Genomic DNA, 21,548 nt, shown 5'->3' with positions numbered 1-21,548 from the left:
CGTTCGCTGCACAGCGCTCACCCGGTCGACGCTAGGCGCCCTTCCCGGCCCGGGGCCGGCCCGGCGCGAGGATGTCACGGCTTCGTCAGATCCACCGCCGTGCCTCCGCCGTTGACCGTCGATCACCAACGGGTGAGCCACAGGTGGTTGACGGTCAGGGCGAGGGCGGCCTGGGCGGCGAGCCAGTGGCGGGCGTGGTGGTGGGGGAGGAGGGCGGTGGCGGGCAGGAGCCAGACGAGGAAGGGGAGCCAGATGCGTTCGGTCTCGGCCTTGCTCATTCCGGACAGGTCGGCGACGAGCACCGCGAGGGCCGCCCCCGCCACCAACAGCACCAGGGCACCGTCCGCGCGTGGCCGGGCGGGCTCCAGGGCGCCCCGGACCGCGCCGGGCAGTGCCACCGCGGTGCGGCGCAGCGCCGCCACGGTCGCCAGGCCCGCGGTCAGGACCTGGGCGGCGAGGTTGGCCCACACGAAGTAGCCGTACGGCCGCGATCCGGCGGCGCCGGCGTGGTAGCGGTCGACGAGGGTGGTGTAGCCGTCGTACCACCAGAAGCCGGCGGTGGTGAAGGTGAGGGTGACGGCGGTGATGCCGAGGAGGGCGAGGGGGAGAGGGCGCCAGGTGCGGGTGAGAAGCAGGATGGTGAGGGCGATGATGCCGATGAGGATCATGCCGTAGGAGAGGTGGAGGAGGAGTCCGAAGAGGAGTCCTGAGGTGAGGGCGGTGAGGCGTGGTCGGCGGATAGCGCGGGTGGCGGCGAGGGTGAGGAGGGTCAGGGCCCAGGCGGCGACGGCGGCGAAGTAGCCGTCGGCGGAGGTGGCCAGCCAGACGGCGGCGGGTGCCAGGACGAGGAAGGGGGCGGCGCGGCGGGCGGTGTCCTCGGTGGTGAGGGCGCGCAGAGTGACGAGGATGGCGGCGGTGATGGTGGCGCTGGCCAGGACGCAGAACAGGCCGGCCCAGGCGCCGCCTTCCAGGCCGATCCGGTCCAGCGCGACGAACGTCAACGTCGCGCCCGGCGGATGCCCCGCGACGTGGTCCGGCCACCGGTTCGGCGCGTCCGCCGGGATGTGGTCGGTGAAGGTGCGCAGGAAGAACCTGATCCCGCCGATGTCGTCCATCGCCGTCAGGTACTCCTGCTTCACGCTCAGCCGGGTGGCGAGCCCCCGTTCCCAGCCGTCGACGAGGGCCAGGGCGAGCAGCCAGGCCAGGGACGCGCCGGTGGCGGCGAGCGGCAGCCACCGCCAGGACAGGCGACGGGCCACGGCCGGCCCGTGGAGGACCACCAGCGCCGCCACCGCCAGCGCGGCCGGCGTCCCCGGCCCCACGTGCGGATCCCACCGGGCGTGGAGCGGCGGGAACGGCAGGAACAGCCGGTGGCCGTCGTCCTTCAGGGCGGCGCCGACCAGCGCCGCGGCGACGACGAGCACGACGGCCAGCGCCGCGGCGAGCAGGTCGCCGCGCCGCCCGCCCGTCACGGCGCCCGGCGCCACCTCCCCGCCGGCTCCCGTGCCGCCCGCCGCCGCCCGCGCCTCTCCGGCGTCCCGCGCGTTCCTCGCCCCGCCGGGCCTACCCACGACCGTCACCCGCCTCACGCTAGGCGCCGCCGACGTCGCGGAGCGCGTCAACCGGGCCGGTGTCACCGGTTCGTCAGATTCGCCAGATCCGTCGGTTCGGTCACCGGCCCCGTGTCCTGGCTCCGCCCGCCTCGTTAGCCCCGGGCGTGAGCGAGAAGAACCGCGAGGGAAAGAACAACGCCCGCGAGCGGCTGCGGCTGGAGCGTGAGCGGGAGCGGGCCGCCGAGCAGCGGATGCGGGTCGTCAAGGTCGTCGGGATCGCCGTCCTCGCCCTCGGCCTCGCCGCGGGCGTCGGAGTCCTGGCCGCCAACCAGAACGGCGACGACGCGGGGAACGGCGCGGAGGCCAAGCCGATCACGGTCGGCGAGGCGACGGCGCCGACCCTCACCGTCTACGAGGACTTCCGCTGCCCGGCCTGCGCGCAGTTCGAGAACGGCTTCCGCGACACCATCCACGAGCTGACCGACGCGGGACAGCTGAAGGTCGAGTACCACCTGGTCACCATCATCGACGGCAACTTCGGGGGCAGCGGCTCCGCGACCGCCGCCAACGCCGCCGCCTGCGCCCGCGACGCCGACGCGTTCACCGAGTACCACGACGTCCTCTTCGCCAACCAGCCCCCCGAGAGCGACGACGCCTTCGCCGACACCGACCGCCTGATCGACCTCGCCGGCAAGGTCGAGGGCCTCGACACCCCGACGTTCCGGAACTGCGTCACCCAGGGCGAGCACGACGCGTGGGTCACCCGTTCCAACAGCGACTTCCTCGACTCGGGGCACAACGCGACCCCGACCGTGCTGCTCAACGGCGAGAACGTCTACGGCGACCCGAACAACCCGCTGACGCCGGAGAGCCTGCGCGAGCAGGTGGAGGAGCTGGCCACCGCCTGACCCTCCCCGCGCGGCGAGGGCTCACGGTCGGGGCACCGCCAGGGCACGATTCAGGGTCGCCGATTCCGTGTCGGGCACCGGGCACGGTACCGTCGGGCACACCATGGAGATCCTTGCCTCTATCCCGAGCCCCAGCGAGAGCGAGATCCACCTCGGACCGTTCCCGCTGCGCGGCTACGCGCTGTGCATCATCGTCGGTGTCTTCGTCGCCATCTGGCTCGGCAACCGGCGCTGGGTCGCGCGCGGCGGTCGCCCCGGCACCGTGGCGGACATCGCGGTGTGGGCGGTGCCCGCGGGTCTGATCGGAGCCCGGATCTACCACGTCGCCACCGACTACCAGCTCTACTTCGGAGAGGGCCGCGACCCGGTCGACGCCTTCAAGATCTGGGACGGCGGCATCGGCATCTGGGGCGCGATCGCGGGCGGCGCGCTCGGCGCGTGGATCGCCTGCCGGCGCCGCGGCATCGCGCTGTCGGAGTTGGCGGACGACATCGCCCCCGGCATCGCCCTCGCCCAGGCGATCGGCCGCTGGGGCAACTGGTTCAACCAGGAGCTCTACGGCAGCGCCACCGACGTGCCCTGGGCCGTGGAGATCGACAACGGCCTGGACGAGGGCACGTACCACCCCACCTTCCTCTACGAGTCCCTGTGGTGCGTGGGCGTCGCCGTCCTGGTGATCTGGGCGGAGCGACGCTTCCGGCTCGGACACGGCCGGGCGTTCGCGCTGTACGTCGCGGCCTACACCGCGGGGCGCTTCTGGATCGAGTCGCTGCGGATCGACGAGGCCCACGAGGTCCTCGGCCTGCGGTTGAACAACTGGACCTCCCTGGTGGTCTTCCTCGCGGCCGTCGCCTACATGGTGGTGTCCGCCCGCCGCGCGCCCGGTCGCCCGACGCAGGTGGAGCCTGGGGTGGACAGGCACGCGGACGATGACACGGTGACGGCGGAGGGCGCCGAGGCGGCGGGCGACGAGGACGGCCGTGCCGCCGCCGAGGCCGAGACCGAGACGGCGGCGGAGGCGCCGGCCGACGATCCGGCGGCCGGCGAGCGCGACGCGTCGCGGGAGGACACGGAGGACTCTCCGGCGTCCGTCTCCGGCGCCGGTCCCACCCTCCGCAAGGGCGCCCAGGACGACGAGCCCGGCGACAGGTCCGCCTGACCCTCCCCACGACCCCGTCCCGGGGCCCGGGGCCGGCTCCCCGGTCTCCCGGGCTCCCCGGTCCATGAGGACCCGCGAGACGGACTCCTCGCCCACGGCGCGCCCTCCCACGGGGCGCGCCGTCGCGTGCCCGGGCAGCCCCGCGGCGGGTGACGGCCCCGGTCACGCCCTCGCGGCGGGGGCGGCGCCGGGTCCCGCTCCCGCCGCCGCTCGGACGCCGGGCCCGGGGTCCGCAACGCTGCGTACGCCGGGTGAACGCCACGGGTGAGGATTGTTTCCGCGGGGTTTCAGTTCCTTGTCGGTGGGCATGAGCACCGCGGTCCGCGAGCAGTGGCGCTGGCGGCCCTCCCTCACACTTTCGGCGGGCATATCCGCCATCTCCGGTATCCCCATGACGGCGCAGAGTCCGTATCGTGGACTCAGCTATCCATCACCCGGGAATCGGGTCATCGTGTAACCTGCACGAAAATTTCATCTCTTCGCCAGGGCCAACGTCGTCCCTCGGAACCAGCACACCAGACGACGACGGGAGAGCCGATGCGTTCTGCGTCCCACCCGGCAGCGCAGGGGATGTACGACCCACGCTTCGAGCACGACGCCTGTGGCGTCGGCTTTGTCGCCACGCTCACCGGCGATCCCAGCCACGAGCTGGTCGACCAGGCCCTCACCGTCCTGCGCAACCTCGACCACCGTGGCGCCACCGGGTCCGACCCGGACACGGGCGACGGCGCCGGCATCCTCATCCAGATCCCCGACGCCTTCCTCCGCGAGGTCGTCCCCTTCACGCTGCCGTCCCCCGGCGCCTACGCCGTCGGCGCGGCCTTCCTGCCCGCCGACCCGGCCGGGGCGGACGCGGCCGCCGCCACCGTCGAGGGCCTGGCCGCCGAGGAGGGCCTGACGGTGCTCGGCTGGCGGGACGTGCCCGTCGCGCCCGAGCTGCTCGGCGCCGCCTCCCGCGCCACCATGCCGACCTTCCGGCAGCTCTTCCTCGCCGACCCGCGAGGCGAGCGCACCGGCGTCGAGCTGGACCGCGTCGTCTACGTGCTGCGCAAGCGCGCCCAGCACGAGGCCGGCGTCTACTTCCCCTCCCTGTCCTCGCGCACCCTCGTCTACAAGGGCATGCTCACCACCGGGCAGCTGGAGCCGTTCTTCCCCGACCTCTCCGACCGCCGCCTGACCACCGCCATCGCGCTGGTCCACTCCCGCTTCTCCACCAACACCTTCCCGAGCTGGCCGCTGGCCCACCCCTACCGCTACGTCGCGCACAACGGCGAGATCAACACCGTCCAGGGCAACCGCAACTGGATGCGGGCCCGCGAGTCGCAGCTGGTCAGCGACCTCTTCGGCGCCACGGTCGAGGGCCGCAGCGCGCTGGAGCGGGCCTTCCCGATCTGCACCCCCGAGGCGTCGGACTCCGCCAGCTTCGACGAGGTGCTGGAGCTGCTGCACCTCGGCGGCCGGCCGCTGGCCCACGCCGTGCTGATGATGGTCCCCGAGGCGTGGGAGAACCACGCGTCGATGGACCCCGCCCGCCGCGCGTTCTACCAGTTCCACTCGACGATCATGGAGCCGTGGGACGGCCCGGCCGCCGTCACCTTCACCGACGGCACCCAGGTCGGCGCGGTCCTCGACCGCAACGGCCTGCGCCCGGGGCGGTACTGGGTCACCGACGACGGCCTGGTCGTGCTCTCGTCCGAGGTCGGCGTCCTGGACATCGACCCCGCACGGGTGGTCCGCAAGGGTCGGCTCCAGCCCGGCCGCATGTTCCTGGTGGACACGGCCGAGCACCGCATCATCGAGGACGACGAGATCAAGGAGCGGCTGGCCGCCGAGCACCCCTACGCCGAGTGGCTGGCCGCCGGCCTGATCGACCTGGCCGACCTGCCGGAGCGCGAGCACGTCGCCCACACCCACGCCTCCGTCACGCGCCGGCAGCAGACCTTCGGCTACACCGAGGAGGAGCTGCGGGTCCTGCTCACCCCCATGGCCAGGACCGGAGCGGAGCCGATCGGCTCCATGGGCACCGACACCCCGATCGCCGCCCTCTCCGACCGGCCCCGCCTCATCTTCGACTACTTCAGCCAGCTGTTCGCCCAGGTCACCAACCCCCCGCTGGACGCCATCCGCGAGGAGCTGGTCACCTCCCTGCAGACCTCCCTCGGCCCCGAGGGCAACCTGCTGGACACCACCGCTGCCTCCTGTCGCGCCGTGACGCTGTCCTTCCCGGTCATCGACAACGACGAGCTGGCCAAGCTCGTCCACATCAACGCCGACGGCGACCTGCCCGGCTTCGCCGCCGTGACCCTCAGCGGCCTCTACCGCGTCGCCGGTGGCGGCCAGGCCCTGGCCGACCGGCTGACCGAGATCTGCGCGGAGGCCGACGCCGCGATCGCCGACGGCGCCCGCCTGCTGCTGCTGTCCGACCGGCACTCCGACGCCGAGCACGCGCCGATCCCCTCCCTCCTGCTCACCTCCGCCGTCCACCACCACCTGATCCGCACCAAGCAGCGGACGCAGGTCGGGCTGCTGGTGGAGGCGGGCGACGTGCGCGAGGTGCACCACGTCGCGCTGCTCATCGGCTACGGCGCGGCGGCGGTCAACCCCTACCTCGCGATGGAGTCGGTCGAGGACCTCGTCGCCCGCGGCACCTACCTGCCCGGACTCGACGCCCACACCGCGATCCGCAACCTCATCAGGGCGCTCGGCAAGGGCGTGCTGAAGGTGATGTCCAAGATGGGCATCTCCACCGTGGCCTCCTACTGCGGCGCCCAGGTCTTCGAGGCCGTCGGCCTCGACCAGGAGTTCGTCGACACGTACTTCCACGGCACCACCAGCAAGATCGGCGGCGTCGGCATCGACGTCATCGCCCGCGAGACCGCCGCCCGCCACAGCCGGGCCTACCCGGCCACCGGCATCGCCCCGGCCCACCGCGACCTGGAGATCGGTGGGGAGTACCAGTGGCGCCGCGAGGGCGAGCCGCACCTGTTCGACCCCGAGACCGTCTTCCGGCTCCAGCACTCCACCCGCGAGCGGCGCTACGACATCTTCCGCCAGTACACCGAGCGCGTGAACGAGCAGTCCGAGCGCCTGATGACGCTCCGGGGCCTGTTCCGGCTGCGGACCGGCGAGCGTCCGCCGGTGCCGATCGAGGAGGTCGAGCCCGCCAGCGAGATCGTCCGCCGCTTCTCCACCGGCGCGATGAGCTACGGCTCGATCTCGAAGGAGGCGCACGAGACTCTCGCGATCGCCATGAACCGGCTGGGCGCCAAGTCCAACACCGGCGAGGGCGGCGAGGACCCCGACCGTCTCGTCGACCCCGAGCGGCGCAGCGCCATCAAGCAGGTGGCCTCCGGCCGCTTCGGCGTCACCAGCGAGTACCTGGTCCACGCCGACGACATCCAGATCAAGATGGCGCAGGGCGCGAAGCCCGGCGAGGGCGGCCAGCTGCCCGGTCAGAAGGTCTACCCGTGGGTGGCCAGGACCCGGCACTCCACCCCCGGCGTGGGCCTGATCTCCCCGCCACCGCACCACGACATCTACTCCATCGAGGACCTCGCCCAGCTCATCCACGACCTGAAGAACGCCAACCCCGCGGCCCGCATCCACGTGAAGCTGGTCTCCGAGGTGGGCGTCGGCACCGTCGCCGCGGGCGTCTCCAAGGCCCACGCCGACGTCGTCCTCATCTCGGGCCACGACGGCGGCACGGGAGCCTCCCCGCTGACCTCCCTCAAGCACGCGGGCGGCCCCTGGGAGCTCGGCCTGGCGGAGACGCAGCAGACGCTGCTGCTCAACGGGCTGCGCGACCGGATCGTCGTCCAGACCGACGGCCAGCTGAAGACCGGCCGTGACGTCGTGATCGCCGCCCTGCTGGGCGCCGAGGAGTTCGGCTTCGCCACCGCTCCGCTCGTCGTCTCCGGCTGCGTCCTGATGCGCGTGTGTCACCTCGACACCTGTCCGGTCGGCATCGCCACCCAGAACCCGGTACTGCGCGAGCGCTTCTCCGGCAGGCCCGAGTTCGTCGAGACGTTCTTCACCTACATCGCGGAGGAGGTCCGCGAGCTGCTGGCCGAGCTCGGCTTCCGCACCCTCGCCGAGGCCGTGGGCCACGCCGAGGTGCTGGACGTCTCCCGCGCCGTGGACCACTGGAAGGCGCAGGGCCTGGAGCTGGCCCCGCTGCTGTACGTGCCCGAGCTGCCCGACGGCGCCGCCCGCCACCACACCACGGAACAGGACCACGGGCTGGCCAAGGCGCTGGACAACGAGCTGATCCGCCTGTCCGCCGACGCCCTGGGCGCGGCGACCCAGGAGGAGGCGCAGCCCGTCCGCGCCCAGCTGCCGATCCGCAACATCAACCGCACCGTCGGCACCATGCTGGGCCACGAGGTGACCCGCCGCTTCGGCGGCGCCGGCCTCCCCGACGACACCATCGACATCACCTTCACCGGCTCGGCCGGCCAGTCGTTCGGGGCCTTCCTGCCCCGCGGCGTCACGCTCCGGCTGGAGGGCGACGCCAACGACTACGTCGGCAAGGGCCTGTCCGGCGGTCGCGTCGTCGTCCGCCCGGACCGGTCCGCCGACCACCTGCCGGAGTTCTCGATCATCGCGGGCAACGTCATCGCCTACGGCGCCACCGGCGGCGAGATCTTCCTGCGCGGCCGGGTCGGCGAGCGCTTCTGCGTCCGCAACTCCGGCGCGACGGTCGTCGCCGAGGGCGTCGGCGACCACGGCTGCGAGTACATGACCGGCGGCAGGGCCGTGGTGCTGGGCTCGATGGGCCGCAACTTCGCGGCCGGCATGTCGGGCGGCGTCGCCTACGTCGTCGACCTCGACCCGCGCGACGTCAACCCCGAGTACGTGGCCATCGAGGAGCTCGACGACGCCGACCGCGCCTGGCTGCACGACACGGTGCGCCGCCACGCGGAGGAGACCGGCTCCACGGTCGCCGACCGGCTGCTGAAGGACTGGGAGGCCGCGGCGGCCCGCTTCAGCAAGATCATGCCCACCACCTACAAGGCGGTCCTCGCCGCCAAGGACGCCGCCGAGCGCGCGGGCCTGAGCGAGTCCGAGACCCACGAGAAGATGATGGAGGCGGCGAATGGCTGACCCCAAGGGCTTCCTCACCCACCCCGAGCGCGAGACCGCGCGCAGCCGCCCCGTCGCCGAGCGGGTCCGCGACTGGAACGAGGTCTACGTTCCCGGCTCGCTGCTGCCCGTCATCAGCCGGCAGGCCAGCCGCTGCATGGACTGCGGCATCCCGTTCTGCCACAACGGCTGTCCGCTCGGGAACCTCATCCCCGAGTGGAACGACTACGCCTACCGCGGCGACTGGGAGGCCGCCAGCGAGCGGCTGCACGCCACCAACAACTTCCCCGAGTTCACCGGGCGGCTGTGCCCCGCGCCGTGCGAGTCGGCCTGCGTGCTGGGCATCAACCAGCCGGCCGTCACCATCAAGAACGTCGAGGTCACGATCGTCGACAGGGCGTGGGAGGCCGGGATCATCGCCCCGCAGCCGCCCGAGCGCCTCTCGGGCAGGACCGTCGCCGTCATCGGCTCCGGGCCGGCGGGCCTGGCCGCGGCCCAGCAGCTGACGCGGGCGGGTCACACCGTCGCCGTCTACGAGCGCGCCGACCGCGTCGGCGGCCTGCTGCGGTACGGCATCCCCGAGTTCAAGATGGAGAAGCGCCACCTCGACCGGCGCATCGCGCAGATGCGGGAGGAGGGCACCACCTTCCGCACGGGCGTCGAGGTCGGCCGCGACGTCGACGCCGCCGCGCTGCGCCGCCGCTACGACGCGGTGGTCGTCGCCGCCGGCGCCACCACGCCGCGCGAGCTGCCGGTGCCGGGCCGCGAGCTGGCCGGCATCCACCAGGCCATGGAGTACCTGCCGCTGGCCAACAAGGTGCAGGAGGGCGACCTCGCCGAGTCCCCCATCACGGCGGCGGGCAAGCACGTCGTCGTCATCGGCGGCGGCGACACCGGCGCGGACTGCGTGGGCACCGCCCACCGGCAGGGCGCGGCCTCCGTCACCCAGCTGGAGATCATGCCGCGTCCCGGCGACACCCGGCCCGGCCACCAGCCGTGGCCGAGCTTCCCGATGACGTACAAGGTCACCAGCGCCCACGAGGAGGGCGGCGAGCGCGTCTACTCCGTCTCCACCACCCACTTCGAGGGCGACGCCGACGGCGCCGTGCAGTGGCTGCACCTGGTCGAGGTCGAGTTCGTGGACGGCCGCCTCACGCCGAAGGAGGGCACCGAGCGCAGGATCCCGGCGCAGCTGGTGACCCTCGCCATGGGCTTCACCGGCACCGACCAGGCCAACGGGCTGGTCGAGCAGTTCGGCCTCACGCTCGACGAGCGCGGCAACATCGCGCGCGACGCCGACTACGCGACGAACGTCGAGGGCGTCTTCGCCGCGGGCGACGCGGGCCGCGGCCAGTCGCTGATCGTCTGGGCCATCGCCGAGGGCCGCGCCGCCGCGCGCGGCGTGGACCGGTACCTGACGGGCGAGTCCGCCCTGCCGTACCCGGTCCGTCCCACCGACCGGGCGCTCGCGGTCTGACGCCGCCAGCGCCCGTTCCACCCCACGAGGGCCGGCCAGTCACTCGCGACTGGCCGGCCCTCGCGCGTTCCAGGGGCCGTGTCCGCCGTTCGGTGATAGTTATAGGTCTAGACCACAATCGGTGCCGTTCCGTGATGTGCCGCCCTGGCCTGGTCTAGTCCTCACTGCCACAATCAACGCTCAACCCACCCCGTCACCCTCGTTTGACGAGGACACACCCCGGAGGGGACCGGCATGTCACGAACGCCACACGCTCCCGGGGGGAGACCCTCCCCCCGACGCACGCCACGCGCCGTCGCCGCGGCCGCCATACTCTCCCTCGGCCTGGTGACCGCCTGTGGTGACGACGGCGGCGAGGGCGGGAGCGACGTCGAGACGCTCGACGTGTGGATCATGGAGGGCACCAACCCCGACGCCGAGCCCTTCTTCCGCGACGTCGAGCGCGCCTTCACCGAGCAGACCGGCGCCGAGCTGAACGTCGACTTCATCCAGTGGGCCGAGGCCCACGACCGGATCACCACCGCCATGGCCGGCGGCGAGCTGCCCGACGTCGCCGAGATCGGCACCACCTGGGCGGCCGAGTTCGGCGCCGCCGGCGCCCTGACCGACCTGACCTCGAACATCGAGGCCGACGGCCTGTCCGACGACCTGGTCCCCGCGCTGAAGGAGGCCGCCACCGTCGAGGGCGCCACCTACGGCATGCCCTGGTACGCCGGCACCCGCTCGCTGATGTACCGCGCCGACGTCTTCGCCGAGCACGACCTTCAGCCCCCGACCACGTGGGAGGAGCTGCGCGAGGTCGCCCTGGAGCTGAAGGACCTGGAGCCGGACATGATCCCGTTCCCGGTGATGGGCGGCGGCGAGTACGCCGTGGACGCCTTCATCTGGGGCGCCGGCGGCCAGCTCGCCGAGCAGAACGGCGACGGGGAGTGGACGGCGACGATCAACCAGCCCGAGGCCGTCGAGGGCATCGAGTTCTACACCTCCCTCGCCACCGAGGACGACCTGTCCGTCGCCGCCGCCAACACCTGGTTGGAGACCGACCAGCTGGAGAGCTTCCAGAACGGCGAGGCGGCCATGGTCATCAACGGCAACTGGACCGTCGCCACCCTGCTGGAGGACGACCCCACCTGGGAGGAGCGCCTGGGCGTCGTGCCGATCCCCGGGCAGACCGAGGGCTACAGCCCCTCCTTCGTCGGCGGCTCGCTGCTGGGCGAGTTCAGCAGCGACCAGCCCGACCTGGCCTGGGAGTTCATCAAGCTGATGACCACCGGCGAGTTCGCCACCCAGTGGGCCGAGCAGTCCGGGTACTTCCCCGGCCAGCAGTCCCAGCTGGAGGCCGTGCAGGCGGAGAACGACCCGCTGGTCGCCCCGTTCGCCACCCAGATGGGCGAGGCGGGGGCGAGCGTCCCCGTGACCGAGCACTACGGCGTCATCCAGGGTGAGCAGGTGGTCCCGCAGATGCTCCAGGCCATCCTCTCCGGCGACAAGTCGGTGCAGGACGCCGCCGACGACGCCGCGGCAGCAATGGACGAGACCTTTGGCAGCAGCTGACCTCGACGCCACGGGCGACCGCGACGACGAGCGCCCGAGCCCGGCCGCCCCCGACGGGCGGCCGGGCTCGCCGGACACCGGCGGCGCCCCTCCGCGGGCCGCCGCCCCCGCACCGCCCGTCTCCGTCGAACCCGTGACACTCGACGGCTCCCTCACGAAGCACGACCCCGCCGCCAGGCCGGGGACCCCGGCGGGCCGGGGCCCGTCGCGGCGCCCCGGCCCGGGACCCGGGCGCGGCGTGCGGACCCGCCGCGCGCTGCGGCCCTGGCTGCTGCTGACCCCGGCGCTGGTCGTGCTGGCCGTCCTCCTGCTGTGGCCGATCGTCCGCGTCGTGATGCTGTCCTTCCAGGACTACGGCCTCCGCGAGATCAACACCGGCGAGTCGAACTACAACGGCCTGGACAACTACCAGGAGATCCTCAGCGACTCGTTCCTCTGGCAGACGGTGCTGCCCAACACGGTGCTCTTCGCGCTCACCTGCGTGGCGCTCACCGTGGTCGTCGGCACCCTGGTCGCGCTGCTCCTCCAGCGCCTGGGACCCGTCTGGCGGGTCATCTGCTCCACCGTCATCATGATGGCCTGGGCGATGCCGGCCGTCACCGGAACCTACGTCTGGATCTGGATCTTCGACCCGCTGGACGGCGTCGTCAGCGGTGGCCTGGACAACCTCGGCATGATCGAGCCGCGCGAGACGAACTGGTTCACCGACCGCTGGTCCTTCTACGCCATCGCCACCCTCAACGTCGTCCACCACGGCTTCCCGTTCGTCGCCATCACCGTCTTCGCCGGGCTGCTGACGATCCCGAAGGAGCTGCCCGAGGCGGCCCTCATGGACGGAGCCAACGCCTGGCAGCGCTTCTGGCGGATCACGGTCCCGACCATCCGTCCCGTCTTCATGGTCGTCACCATCCTGTCCACCATCTGGGACTTCAAGGTCTTCGCCCAGATCTACCTGATGCCGGGCGGCGCGGGCTCCAACCCCGAGGTCCTCAACCTCGGCGTGTGGTCCTACATCCAGTCCTTCAGCAGGAACGAGTACGGCATGGGGTCGGCCATCGCCGTGCTGCTCACGGTGCTCCTGCTGGGCATCACCGTCGTCTACGTCAGGGCACTGTTCCGAGAGAAGGAGGGGGACACGCTGTGAGGACCCGATCGTCCCCCGCCCGCCGCGTCGGACTCGTCGTCGCCGTGACGGCCCTGCTGGCCTTCACGCTCTTCCCGGTCTACTGGATGGTCAGCTCCGCCTTCGACCCCGGCGCCGACCACCGCGGCTCGTCCGTCGTGCCCTCGGGCGTCACGCTCGACCACTTCCGGTACGTTCTGGAGACGGGGGAGTTCGGCGGGTATCTCCTGAACTCCGCGCTCGTGGGCGTCGGCACCGTCCTGCTCTCCGGCCTGCTGGCGCTCTTCGCCGCCGTCGCGATGGCCCGCTTCGCGTTCCGGATGCGGACCACGGTGCTGGTCCTGATCCTGGTCGTGCAGATGGTGCCGCTGGAGGCGCTGGTCATCCCGCTCTTCCTCCAGATGCGCGACCTGGAGCTGCTCAACAGCCTCCTCGGCCTGACCATCGTCTACCTCGCGTTCTCCCTCCCCTTCGCGGTGTGGACGCTGCGGGGCTTCGTCGCGGCGGTGCCGAAGGAGGTGGAGGAGGCGGCCTACCTCGACGGCTGCGGCTGGTGGCGGATGTTCCGCTCGGTGCTGCTGCCGTTGGTGGCGCCGGGCCTCGTGGCCACGAGCGTCTTCGCGTTCATCGTCGCGTGGAACGAGTTCGTCTTCGCCGTCACCTTCCTCCAGGACGACACGAAGTGGACCGCGGCCGTCGGCCTCCACCGCTTCTTCGGTCAGTACGAGACGGAGTGGGGCGCGGTCATGGCCGGCTCCACCCTGATCACGCTCCCCGTCCTGATCTTCTTCGTCCTCGTGCAGCGCCGCCTCGCCGGCGGCCTCGCCGCCGGCGCGATCCGCTGACGGGGTGGGCCCCCGCGGGCGGGCCTCCGGCGCCCGCGGGCTACGGCCCGACGGGCGCCGAGGCCTGCCAGGCCGTGAAGAGCGGAACGGCGCCCTCGCCGTCGAGCAGCACGACGCCGAAGGGCCGGTCGAAGCGGACCTGGTGGACGCGCGGTGGCCGCAGCAGCGCCGAGCCGGCCCGCGCCGTCACGGCCGTGACCGCCGCCGCCTCCACCCCCTCCTCCGCGACCTTCAGCACGCACTCCTGCACCACCTGGCTGACCATGAGCCGCTCCGGCGACAGCCCGGACAGGTCGGCGGCCGGCGTCCCCAGCGTCCGCACCCCGAGCCGCGCCAGCTGCGGCAGCAGCGACAGCCGCGACCGCAACGACAGCCGCGGCAGCGCCACGCTGACCTGGTCCGCCTCGAAGGCCGACCGACGGGCGGGCTCCGCCCAGGCGGCGGCCAGCACCCGCGCCGGCGCCAGACCCTCGGCGCCCAGCACGAACCGCGCCACCGCCGGCAGCCCGCCCGCGCCGCCGGCCGCACAGCGCAACTGGACCACGCTGACCTCGTCCCGGCCGCGCCCCACCCGCCAGGCGTCGGCGACCGGCAGCGTCTGGCGCATCGTCGCCACACCGTGCCGTGCCCCGAACGCGTCGGTGAACGGCAGCTCGCCGGTCAGCCACCCGGGAAACGGCCGTTCCCACCGCGCCTTCAGCAGCAGCGCGTTGACCAGCACCAGCAGCGTCTCGGGCGTCACGGTGACCGGCAGCCGCGGGATCAGCCCGTCGGTCGCCTCGTCCACCCAGGCGTCGATCGCCGCCTGGTCGGGAGCGCCCCCGAAGCCGATCTCCGGCAGCGCCTCCCGCAGCGCGCGGCATACCGGCACCCGCGCCCACACCCCGGTCGCCACGCCCAACGCCTCCGTGCGCCCGAGCTCCCGCGCCACCTCCGTGACGGCCGGCGCGGCCTCCTCGCCCGCCACCCCCAGCAGCTCCCGCAGCTCCCGCGCCGTGGCCTCCCGCGCGCCCGCCGCCACGGCGCCCAGCGCCAGCCACAGGCCCGCCGGGGAGCACGCCAGGTCCTCCTCCGGGCGCGCCGCCATCGCCAGCCAGCGCTCCGCCAGCCCCCGCACCGCGCCGCCGTGCCCGACCAGCGCCGTTCCTGCCACCATCGCTCCGCCCTCCCGTGACGTCGAGGGCGAGGACGCGCGTGCGGCCCCGCCCGTTCCAGCGGCCTAAGCTGACCACATGGACAGCCGCACCGGAACGGGCACCGACAGCCGCGACGCCCCTGGCACCCCCGACGAGCTCGACGACGAGGTCAGGGCGGAACTGCTCGCGCTGCGCGAGAGCATCGACAACATCGACGCCGCCCTCGTCCACATCCTCGCCGAGCGCTTCAAGTGCACCCAGCGCGTCGGCCGGCTCAAGGCCGCCCACGACCTGCCGGCCGCCGACCCGGCCCGGGAGGCCCGCCAGATCACGCGGCTGCGCCAGCTCGCCGAGACGGCCAGGCTCGACCCGGCCTTCGCGGAGAAGCTCCTGAACTTCATCATCGCCGAGGTGATCCGGCACCACGAGACCCTCGCGGGCCGACACACCGCGCACTGACCCGGGGTGGGGGAGGGGCTCAGCCCTGCTGCTGCCGCTGGCCGGGGCGCATGCTCGCGAGGAAGCGCCACAGCCGGGACCGGGGCCGCTCCTGCGACGCCGACACTGACGCCGGGGTCGACACGGCCGCCCCGCCGTCGACCGGGCCCCCGTCGCCGCCTCCGGCGACGGCTCCCACCGGCTCGCCCGCCGCCGCACCGCCCGGCCGTCCGGGCGCGGCGGCCGGCGCCCCCGCGCCCCCGCCCCCCGGCCACCGCATCCGGAAGGTCGCGGGGAGCGAGCGCACCGCCCGCACGTACAGCGACGAGCGCCACGGCAGCTGGTCGACGGGCAGGCTCAGCTCCACGTCGCACCGCTCGAACAGGCGGGTCACCGCCTTCGCGCTCATCATCTCGGCGAGCTCCCGCGAGGGGCACACGTGCGGCCCGGCACCCCACGCCAGGTGCGCGCGCGAGCTCGTGACGGCGTCGCCCACCGCGTCGGCGAAGAGCGGGTCGCCGTGCGCCGCCGCGACCGAGGGCACCACGCCGTCCCCGGCCGCCACGTGGTAGTTCCCCAGCGTCACGTCGGTCACGGGGAAGTGCATCGCCAGGTTGGTCCACGGCGGCGAGGCGATGTGGACCCGGTTGACCAGCTCCTGGAAGGTCCCCACCGCCAGGCTCTCCTGCGCCCAGGTGTTGCCCGCCAGCACCTCCACGACGCTGTTGGTGATCGTGTGGGAGACCAGGTCGGAGAAGACGAGCATGGCGTACAGCTCCATGCCGATCTCCTCGGGCGTGAGCGGCGGGTCCGCCTGGAGCAGCCGCGTCGTCAGGTCGTCCCCCGGATGCTCCCGCCGGTACGCGGCCAGCTCCGTCGTCGACGCGATCAGCCGCCCGATGGCCTCCCCCGCGTCGGGGCCCGAGTCCACCATCCGCCAGGCGTCCATGAAGATGTCGTCGCCCTGCTCCACCGGGAAGCCGAACAGCCGGTTGATGACCATCAGCGGCAGCGGACGGGCGAACTGCGAGCACAGGTCCACGAAGCCGCTGCCCTGGCCGTTGGCGAAGAAGGTGATCAGCTCGTCCACGTACCGCTCCACGGCCGCCGCCAGCTCCACGGCCTGCGGCTGCCCCGGCTCCTGGTAGGGCCGCAGCGCCTGGTCCACCGCCGCGCGGGTCGCCATCCGCCGCTGGTCGTCCTGGTGCAGCAGGTGGCTCACGTGGTACGCCGGCAGCAGCGGCCAGTCCGGGGGCACCCGGCCCTCCCGGTAGGGCCGCCAGTGACCGATGTCCTTCTTCCACTGGCTCTCGTCCCGCAGGATGTCCATCACCTCGCGGTACCCCAGGACGAGCCACACCGGGACGCCGTACAGCTCCACGGGGGCGACGGGGCCGTGCCGGGCGCGCAGCCGCTCGTAGACCAGCGCGGGGCGGGTCTCGAAGTCCCGGGTCATCAGGGGCTCCAGGGGCTGCTCCGCCAGCGGCGTGCCGGCGCGGCCCCGGGCGCCCGGTGGCGGGGGGAGGTGGGTGTCCATGACGTGTCGTCCCTCGGTGTCCTGGCATGAAGACGTGACGGGGTGTGCGCTGGCACGCGTGCCCTGGCGGACGTGTCCTCGCTGCCAGGGCCGGACGGCGGCTCGTCGCGGCCCGGGGGGCCGTGCGCGGGGGCGGAGGGTGTCCGTCGGCGCCCGCGCCGCCAGCGCGTGGCGTGGCACCTCACCCCGAGCGGGCGTCAGCCTAGCCCCGACGGGCGCGATTAAAACAGGGCGTGATCCGTGCACCGTGCGGCACCATGGCCCGCATGGCATCACTCACACGCGGCGAGGCGGAGGCCCGCGCCCGCCTCCTGGACGTCCACCAGTACACCGTCGACCTGGACCTCAGGGGCGCCGACACCGGTCAGGAGACCTTCGCCTCCACCACCACGGTCCGCTTCACCGCGCGGGAGCGGGGCGACACCTTCGTCGAGGTGGAGCCGGCCACCCTCCATCGCGTCACCCTCGACGGACGCGAACTGGCCACGGATCTCCTCGACGACGGCCGCCTGCCGCTGACCGGCCTGACCGCCGGCGAGCACGAGGTGCGCGTCGAGGCGGACATGCGGTACTCGCGCACCGGCGAGGGCATGCACCGCTTCACCGACCCGGCCGACGGCCTGACCTACCTCTACAGCATGTGCTGCATGACCGAGGGCCCCAAGGTCGCCGCGCTCTTCGACCAGCCCGACCTCAAGGCCGTCTTCACCGTCCACGTCACGGCCCCGACGGGCTGGACCGTCCTCGGCAACGGCGTCGCCACCCCCGTCCCCGGCGAGCCGGGCCGCTTCAGCTGCGCCCCCACGCCGCCCATCAGCACCTACCTGCTCGCGGTCGCCGCCGGCCCGTACCACTCGGTGCGCACCGAGCACGCCGGGCTGCCCTTCGGTCTCCACGTGCGCCGCTCCCTCGCCGAGCACCTCGACAAGGACGCCGAGGAGATCCTCGACATCACCCGCCGCTGCTTCGACCGGTACCAGGAGATCTTCACCGAGCCCTACCCGTTCGACTCCTACGACCAGGCGTTCGTCCCCGAGTTCAACGCCGGGGCGATGGAGAACCCGGGACTGGTCACCTTCCGCGACGAGTTCATCCACCGCTCCGCCGTCACCGACACCCAACGCGAGCTGCGCGGCACCGTCATCGCCCACGAGATGGCCCACATGTGGTTCGGCGACCTCGTGACCCTCCGCTGGTGGGACGACGTCTGGCTCAACGAGTCCTTCGCCGAGTTCATGGGCTACCAGGTGCTCACCGACGCCACCCACCACAACCCCTGGATCGAGTTCGCCACCACCCGCAAGCCCTGGGGCTACGACGCCGACCAGCGCCCCTCCACCCACCCCGTCGCCCCCGCGCCCGAGGACGTCCCCGACACCGCCTCCGCCTGGCTCAACTTCGACGGGATCTCCTACGCCAAGGGCGCCTCCGCGCTGCGCCAGCTGGTCACCTGGCTCGGCGAGGAGAGCTTCCTGGCCGGCATCAACGACCACTTCGCCCGCCACCGCTTCGCCAACGCCACCCTGGCGGACTTCATCGACTCGATGGCCCGCGCCTCCGGCCGCGACGTCCACACCTGGGCCGACGCCTGGCTGCGGACCTCGACCCCCGACACCCTCGCCCCGGTCGTCGAGACCGACGCCGACGCGTGGCGGCTGCGCCTGACCCACACCGGCGGACGCCCGCACCGGCTGCGCCTCGGCGTCTACGACGAGGCGCCCGCCGAGCCCGGCCGCGTCGTCGTCCGCGAGCGGCACGAGATCGAGCTGACCGCCGAGGACGGCACCTCCACCCACACCCACGCCGGCCCGCGGCCCGCCCTCCTGGTCGTCAACGACGGCGACCTCACCTACGCCAAGGTGCGCCTCGACCCAGCCTCCTGGGCCACCGCCCAACGCACCCTGTCCTCCCTCCCCGACCCCCTCACCCGCTGCGTCGTGTGGAACGCCGCCCGCGACATGGTGCGCGACGGCGAGCTCGACCCGGCCGACCACCTCGCCGCGGCCCGCGCCAACCTCCCCGGTGAGACCTCCACCGCCATCATCGAGGGCGTCCTGAACTTCGCACGCCGCCACCTCGTCGACCGCTACCTCGCGCCCGACCGGCGCACCGGGGCGCTGGCCACGCTCACCGACCTCGCCCACGACCTGCTGGAGAGCCCGCCCGGGTCCACCGGCACCGGCGCCGACCGCCGGCTCGTCGCGGCCCGCACCGTGATCGCCGCCGCCACGGACCCGGCCGAGCTCCGGGGCTGGTGGGAGGCCGGCACCGTGCCCGGCGGCCCGGCCCTCGACCAGGAGCTGCGCTGGAGCGCCCTGCACCGCCTCGCCACACTCGGCGCCACCGACGAGGGCGAGATCGCGGCCGAGACCGAGCGCGACCCGAGCGCCGTCGGCGAGCAGGGCGCCGCCCGCTGCCGCGCCGCGCTGCCCGAGGCGGCGGCCAAGGAGGCCGCGTGGGAGGCCCTGTTCGACCCGGCCGACCGCCTGTCGAACTACCTCTTCGTCGCCACCGCCCAGGGCTTCTGGGCCCCCGAGCAGCGCGAGCTTCTCGCCCCCTACGTCGCCCGGTACTTCCCGGCCGCCACCGAGCTGGCGGCCCGCCGTGGCCACGCCCTGGCCCAGGCCGCGGCCATCGACGCCTTCCCGTGGGCCCTCGTCGAGCCCGAGACGCTCCGCCTCGGCGAGGAGTGCCTGGCCGGCGACGACCTCATCCCGGCACTGCGCCGCGGCCTGACCGACCAACTGGACGACCTGCGCCGCGCCCTGCGTGTCAGGAGCCGATGAGGTCCCCGCACCACCCGAGTCTGACCTGAGGTAGGCACCCGCACACCCCGGCCGGCCGCGGCCGGGGTGCTCAAGACCCCAGGGAGACAACCATGAGCGGCATCCTGAGCGTCTCGGCCTTCGTCACGTTGGACGGCGTGATGCAGGCGCCCGGCGGCCCCGACGAGGACCGCGACGGCGGCTTCCCGCACGGCGGCTGGTCGGTCCCGTACTTCACCGAGGACCTCGGCGCGATCATCGACGAGCAGTTCGCCGGCTTCAGCGCCTTCCTCCTCGGACGCAGGACCTACGAGATCTTCGCCGCGCACTGGCCGCACATCACCGACGAGGAGGACCCCGTCGCGGCGAAGCTCAACGCGGCCCCCAAGTACGTCGCCTCCCGCAGCCTGGACCGCGTCACCTGGCACAACGCCCAGCTGCTGAGCGGCGACGTGGGCCGGGCCGTCGCCGAGGTGAAGGAGGGCACCGACGGCGAGATCAACGTCCAGGGCAGCACCGACCTCATCGCCACCCTGCAACGGCACGACCTCGTCGACCGGTACCGGCTGGTCGTCGAGCCGGTGGTGCTGGGCACCGGCAAGCGCCTGTTCGCCGAGGGCACCGCCCCGGCCGCCCTGCGCCTGACCCACTCCCGCCAGACCGCGGGCGGCGCCGTGTACTGCGAGTACGAGCGCGCCGGTGAGCCGACGTACGGCAGCTTCGACCTGGACACCTACGAGGAGAGGATGCGCGGGATCAGGGGAACAGGCGTGTGACGCATGCATGCCCCGGACCAACCCGATACGGTGCCGGGCGAGTTGGCACACGCCAGCCGTCACCACGAGAACAGAAGGTCATCCCTCTGATGAAGCGAGCCGTCACAGCTCTCGCGGCACTCGCCGTCACCCTCCCGCTGCTCGCCGCCTGCAACGGCGGCAGGGACTGCGACTCCGCTCCCGCCCTACGGGACACGCTCGCGACGAGTCCTGACACGGGCACCTCCGAGTCGGTCCTCCAGCAGGTCGCGGCCCCCGAACGCAGCAGCGGCGGGCGGGGCGGCGGCGGCCGCGGCAGCGTCGGCGGCTCCGCGGGCGGCGCGGGTCAGAACGACTGCGACTACGACTGAGCGGCCCCGCCACCGCCACGTGACGCCGGCCGGTGGAGGGCGCGCCTCGGGCGAGCGCTCACGCGCCCTCCGCCGCCTCGTGCGGCCCCGCCTCCGGCGCCACCTGGTCGAGATGGGCGACGAACTCCTGCGCTGTCTGGGCCACGTGGCGGGCCAGCCGCGTCAGCTCCGCGGCGTCGAAGACGTAGCTCACCGCCTCCACCCGCTCCTCGTCCGTACCCCTGACCACCCCCATGTGGGCCGACCGCACCCGGTCGTGCACCCCGGCGGCGCCGCCCAGCATCGCCAGGCTGAACGCGAGCAGCACGCGCAGGGTCTCCGGCCGTCGCTGACCGGGGACCTGCCCGAACAGGGCGTGCACGTACTGCGCGGCGAACCCGAGGTGGGTGATCAGGTGGTCGTGCACCGGGTGGTGGGGGTCGCCGGGGTAGCCGTGCACCGTCTGCACCGCCTCGGCGAAGACCGGCGGCTGTCCGCTGACGGCGGGATCGGCCGCGCTCTCCACGTACGGCAGCGCCGCCGCCGCGACCAACGTCGCCTGCTGCCGGAGGAGGTCCTCCTCCGGCTCCGCCAGCCTCCGGGGTGTGTGCCCCAGCATCACCAGGGCGGCGGCGAACCGGTCCGCTCGCTCTCTCGGACTCTGAGAGGTCTCCATGGGGGCACCCTAGCTCCGGAACGGAGCGGCCCGCTCACCCTCGGTCGCTGGACATAGCACATCGCCAGCTGGTTCTCGTCCGAGATTCCCTCGTTCGGGCGAACGAGCGGAAACGCGCGCTGAACCTCCGTGCTCCGGGCGTAGCTTGTGGCCCGTCCCGGCCGTGACAGGCCGTCACCCCCTCCGGCCG

General features: G+C 73.2%; 15 protein-coding genes. 11 read left to right on the top strand and 4 right to left on the bottom strand.

Annotated elements, in window-relative coordinates:
* Positions 1–122: 122 nt before the first annotated feature.
* Entirely contained in the window at positions 123–1,571 is a 1,449-nt protein-coding gene (locus tag ACTWP5_RS24530) for a hypothetical protein (RefSeq protein ID WP_443223289.1), read from the bottom strand.
* 146 nt (positions 1,572–1,717) lie between these two features.
* Between ACTWP5_RS24530 and ACTWP5_RS24525 the strand changes: the two genes are divergently transcribed.
* The 7 genes from ACTWP5_RS24525 (at position 1,718) to ACTWP5_RS24495 (ending at position 13,701) form a co-directional block, all read left to right on the top strand.
* Positions 1,718–2,461, top strand: a complete 744-nt coding sequence (locus ACTWP5_RS24525; RefSeq protein WP_443223264.1) for a DsbA family protein — start codon at positions 1,718–1,720, stop codon at positions 2,459–2,461.
* 103 nt (positions 2,462–2,564) lie between these two features.
* On the top strand, positions 2,565–3,620 hold the full coding sequence (gene lgt, locus ACTWP5_RS24520) for a prolipoprotein diacylglyceryl transferase (RefSeq protein ID WP_443223263.1): 1,056 nt from the start codon (positions 2,565–2,567) through the stop codon (positions 3,618–3,620).
* 537 nt (positions 3,621–4,157) lie between these two features.
* The gene (gene gltB, locus ACTWP5_RS24515; RefSeq protein ID WP_443223262.1) at positions 4,158–8,723 is read left to right on the top strand and encodes a glutamate synthase large subunit; all 4,566 of its coding nucleotides are present in this window, start codon (positions 4,158–4,160) and stop codon (positions 8,721–8,723) included.
* Positions 8,716–10,179: a glutamate synthase subunit beta gene (locus tag ACTWP5_RS24510; RefSeq protein ID WP_443223261.1), complete on the top strand. Its 1,464-nt coding sequence runs from the start codon at positions 8,716–8,718 to the stop codon at positions 10,177–10,179. Before gltB ends, ACTWP5_RS24510 begins: the two co-directional genes overlap by 8 nt.
* A gap of 327 nt (positions 10,180–10,506) precedes the next feature.
* Positions 10,507–11,733 carry a sugar ABC transporter substrate-binding protein gene (locus ACTWP5_RS24505; RefSeq protein ID WP_443223260.1) on the top strand — a complete coding sequence of 409 codons (1,227 nt, stop codon included), beginning with the start codon at positions 10,507–10,509 and terminating at the stop codon, positions 11,731–11,733.
* 133 nt (positions 11,734–11,866) lie between these two features.
* Positions 11,867–12,877 carry a carbohydrate ABC transporter permease gene (locus ACTWP5_RS24500; protein WP_443223288.1) on the top strand — a complete coding sequence of 337 codons (1,011 nt, stop codon included), beginning with the start codon at positions 11,867–11,869 and terminating at the stop codon, positions 12,875–12,877.
* Positions 12,874–13,701, top strand: a complete 828-nt coding sequence (locus tag ACTWP5_RS24495; protein ID WP_443223259.1) for a carbohydrate ABC transporter permease — start codon at positions 12,874–12,876, stop codon at positions 13,699–13,701. The genes ACTWP5_RS24500 and ACTWP5_RS24495 overlap by 4 nt, the downstream gene beginning before the upstream one ends.
* A gap of 40 nt (positions 13,702–13,741) precedes the next feature.
* Here the strand turns inward: ACTWP5_RS24495 and ACTWP5_RS24490 are convergent, their stop codons facing one another.
* Positions 13,742–14,857, bottom strand: coding sequence for a serpin family protein (locus ACTWP5_RS24490; protein ID WP_443223258.1), 1,116 nt, complete (start codon positions 14,855–14,857; stop codon positions 13,742–13,744).
* Between the two features lie 76 nt (positions 14,858–14,933).
* Between ACTWP5_RS24490 and ACTWP5_RS24485 the strand changes: the two genes are divergently transcribed.
* Complete coding sequence (locus ACTWP5_RS24485; protein ID WP_443223257.1) at positions 14,934–15,296, top strand: chorismate mutase; 363 nt, start codon at positions 14,934–14,936, stop codon at positions 15,294–15,296.
* Between the two features lie 19 nt (positions 15,297–15,315).
* Here the strand turns inward: ACTWP5_RS24485 and ACTWP5_RS24480 are convergent, their stop codons facing one another.
* Entirely contained in the window at positions 15,316–16,812 is a 1,497-nt protein-coding gene (locus ACTWP5_RS24480; protein ID WP_443223256.1) for a cytochrome P450, read from the bottom strand.
* Between the two features lie 266 nt (positions 16,813–17,078).
* On the opposite strand from ACTWP5_RS24480, the gene pepN reads away from it, so the two are divergent.
* The 3 genes from pepN (at position 17,079) to ACTWP5_RS24465 (ending at position 20,703) form a co-directional block, all read left to right on the top strand.
* Positions 17,079–19,598: an aminopeptidase N gene (gene pepN, locus ACTWP5_RS24475; protein WP_443223255.1), complete on the top strand. Its 2,520-nt coding sequence runs from the start codon at positions 17,079–17,081 to the stop codon at positions 19,596–19,598.
* Between the two features lie 92 nt (positions 19,599–19,690).
* Entirely contained in the window at positions 19,691–20,353 is a 663-nt protein-coding gene (locus ACTWP5_RS24470; RefSeq protein ID WP_443223254.1) for a dihydrofolate reductase family protein, read from the top strand.
* A gap of 89 nt (positions 20,354–20,442) precedes the next feature.
* Positions 20,443–20,703, top strand: a complete 261-nt coding sequence (locus ACTWP5_RS24465) for a hypothetical protein (protein WP_443223253.1) — start codon at positions 20,443–20,445, stop codon at positions 20,701–20,703.
* 58 nt (positions 20,704–20,761) lie between these two features.
* On the opposite strand, the gene ACTWP5_RS24460 is transcribed toward ACTWP5_RS24465, so the two are convergent.
* Entirely contained in the window at positions 20,762–21,358 is a 597-nt protein-coding gene (locus tag ACTWP5_RS24460) for a hypothetical protein (protein ID WP_443223252.1), read from the bottom strand.
* Between the last annotated feature and the right edge of the window lie 190 nt (positions 21,359–21,548).

The organism is Streptomyces sp. 4N509B, from assembly GCF_052245655.1.
Lineage (GTDB): Bacteria > Actinomycetota > Actinomycetes > Streptomycetales > Streptomycetaceae > Streptomyces.
The sequence above is the reverse complement of the archived record's forward strand: the minus strand, read 5'-3'. Positions and strand labels throughout refer to the sequence as shown.

Excerpts from the sequence above, each read along its gene's own strand:
- lgt (WP_443223263.1), top strand. The coding sequence starts at position 2,565 with ATGGAGATCCTTGCCTCTATCCCGAGCCCCAGCGAGAGCGAGATCCAC.
- gltB (WP_443223262.1), top strand. The coding sequence starts at position 4,158 with ATGCGTTCTGCGTCCCACCCGGCAGCGCAGGGGATGTACGACCCACGC.
- ACTWP5_RS24510 (WP_443223261.1), top strand. The coding sequence starts at position 8,716 with ATGGCTGACCCCAAGGGCTTCCTCACCCACCCCGAGCGCGAGACCGCG.
- ACTWP5_RS24490 (WP_443223258.1), bottom strand. The coding sequence starts at position 14,857 with ATGGTGGCAGGAACGGCGCTGGTCGGGCACGGCGGCGCGGTGCGGGGG.
- ACTWP5_RS24485 (WP_443223257.1), top strand. The coding sequence starts at position 14,934 with ATGGACAGCCGCACCGGAACGGGCACCGACAGCCGCGACGCCCCTGGC.
- ACTWP5_RS24480 (WP_443223256.1), bottom strand. The coding sequence starts at position 16,812 with ATGGACACCCACCTCCCCCCGCCACCGGGCGCCCGGGGCCGCGCCGGC.
- pepN (WP_443223255.1), top strand. The coding sequence starts at position 17,079 with ATGGCATCACTCACACGCGGCGAGGCGGAGGCCCGCGCCCGCCTCCTG.
- ACTWP5_RS24470 (WP_443223254.1), top strand. The coding sequence starts at position 19,691 with ATGAGCGGCATCCTGAGCGTCTCGGCCTTCGTCACGTTGGACGGCGTG.
- ACTWP5_RS24465 (WP_443223253.1), top strand. The coding sequence starts at position 20,443 with ATGAAGCGAGCCGTCACAGCTCTCGCGGCACTCGCCGTCACCCTCCCG.
- ACTWP5_RS24460 (WP_443223252.1), bottom strand. The coding sequence starts at position 21,358 with ATGGAGACCTCTCAGAGTCCGAGAGAGCGAGCGGACCGGTTCGCCGCC.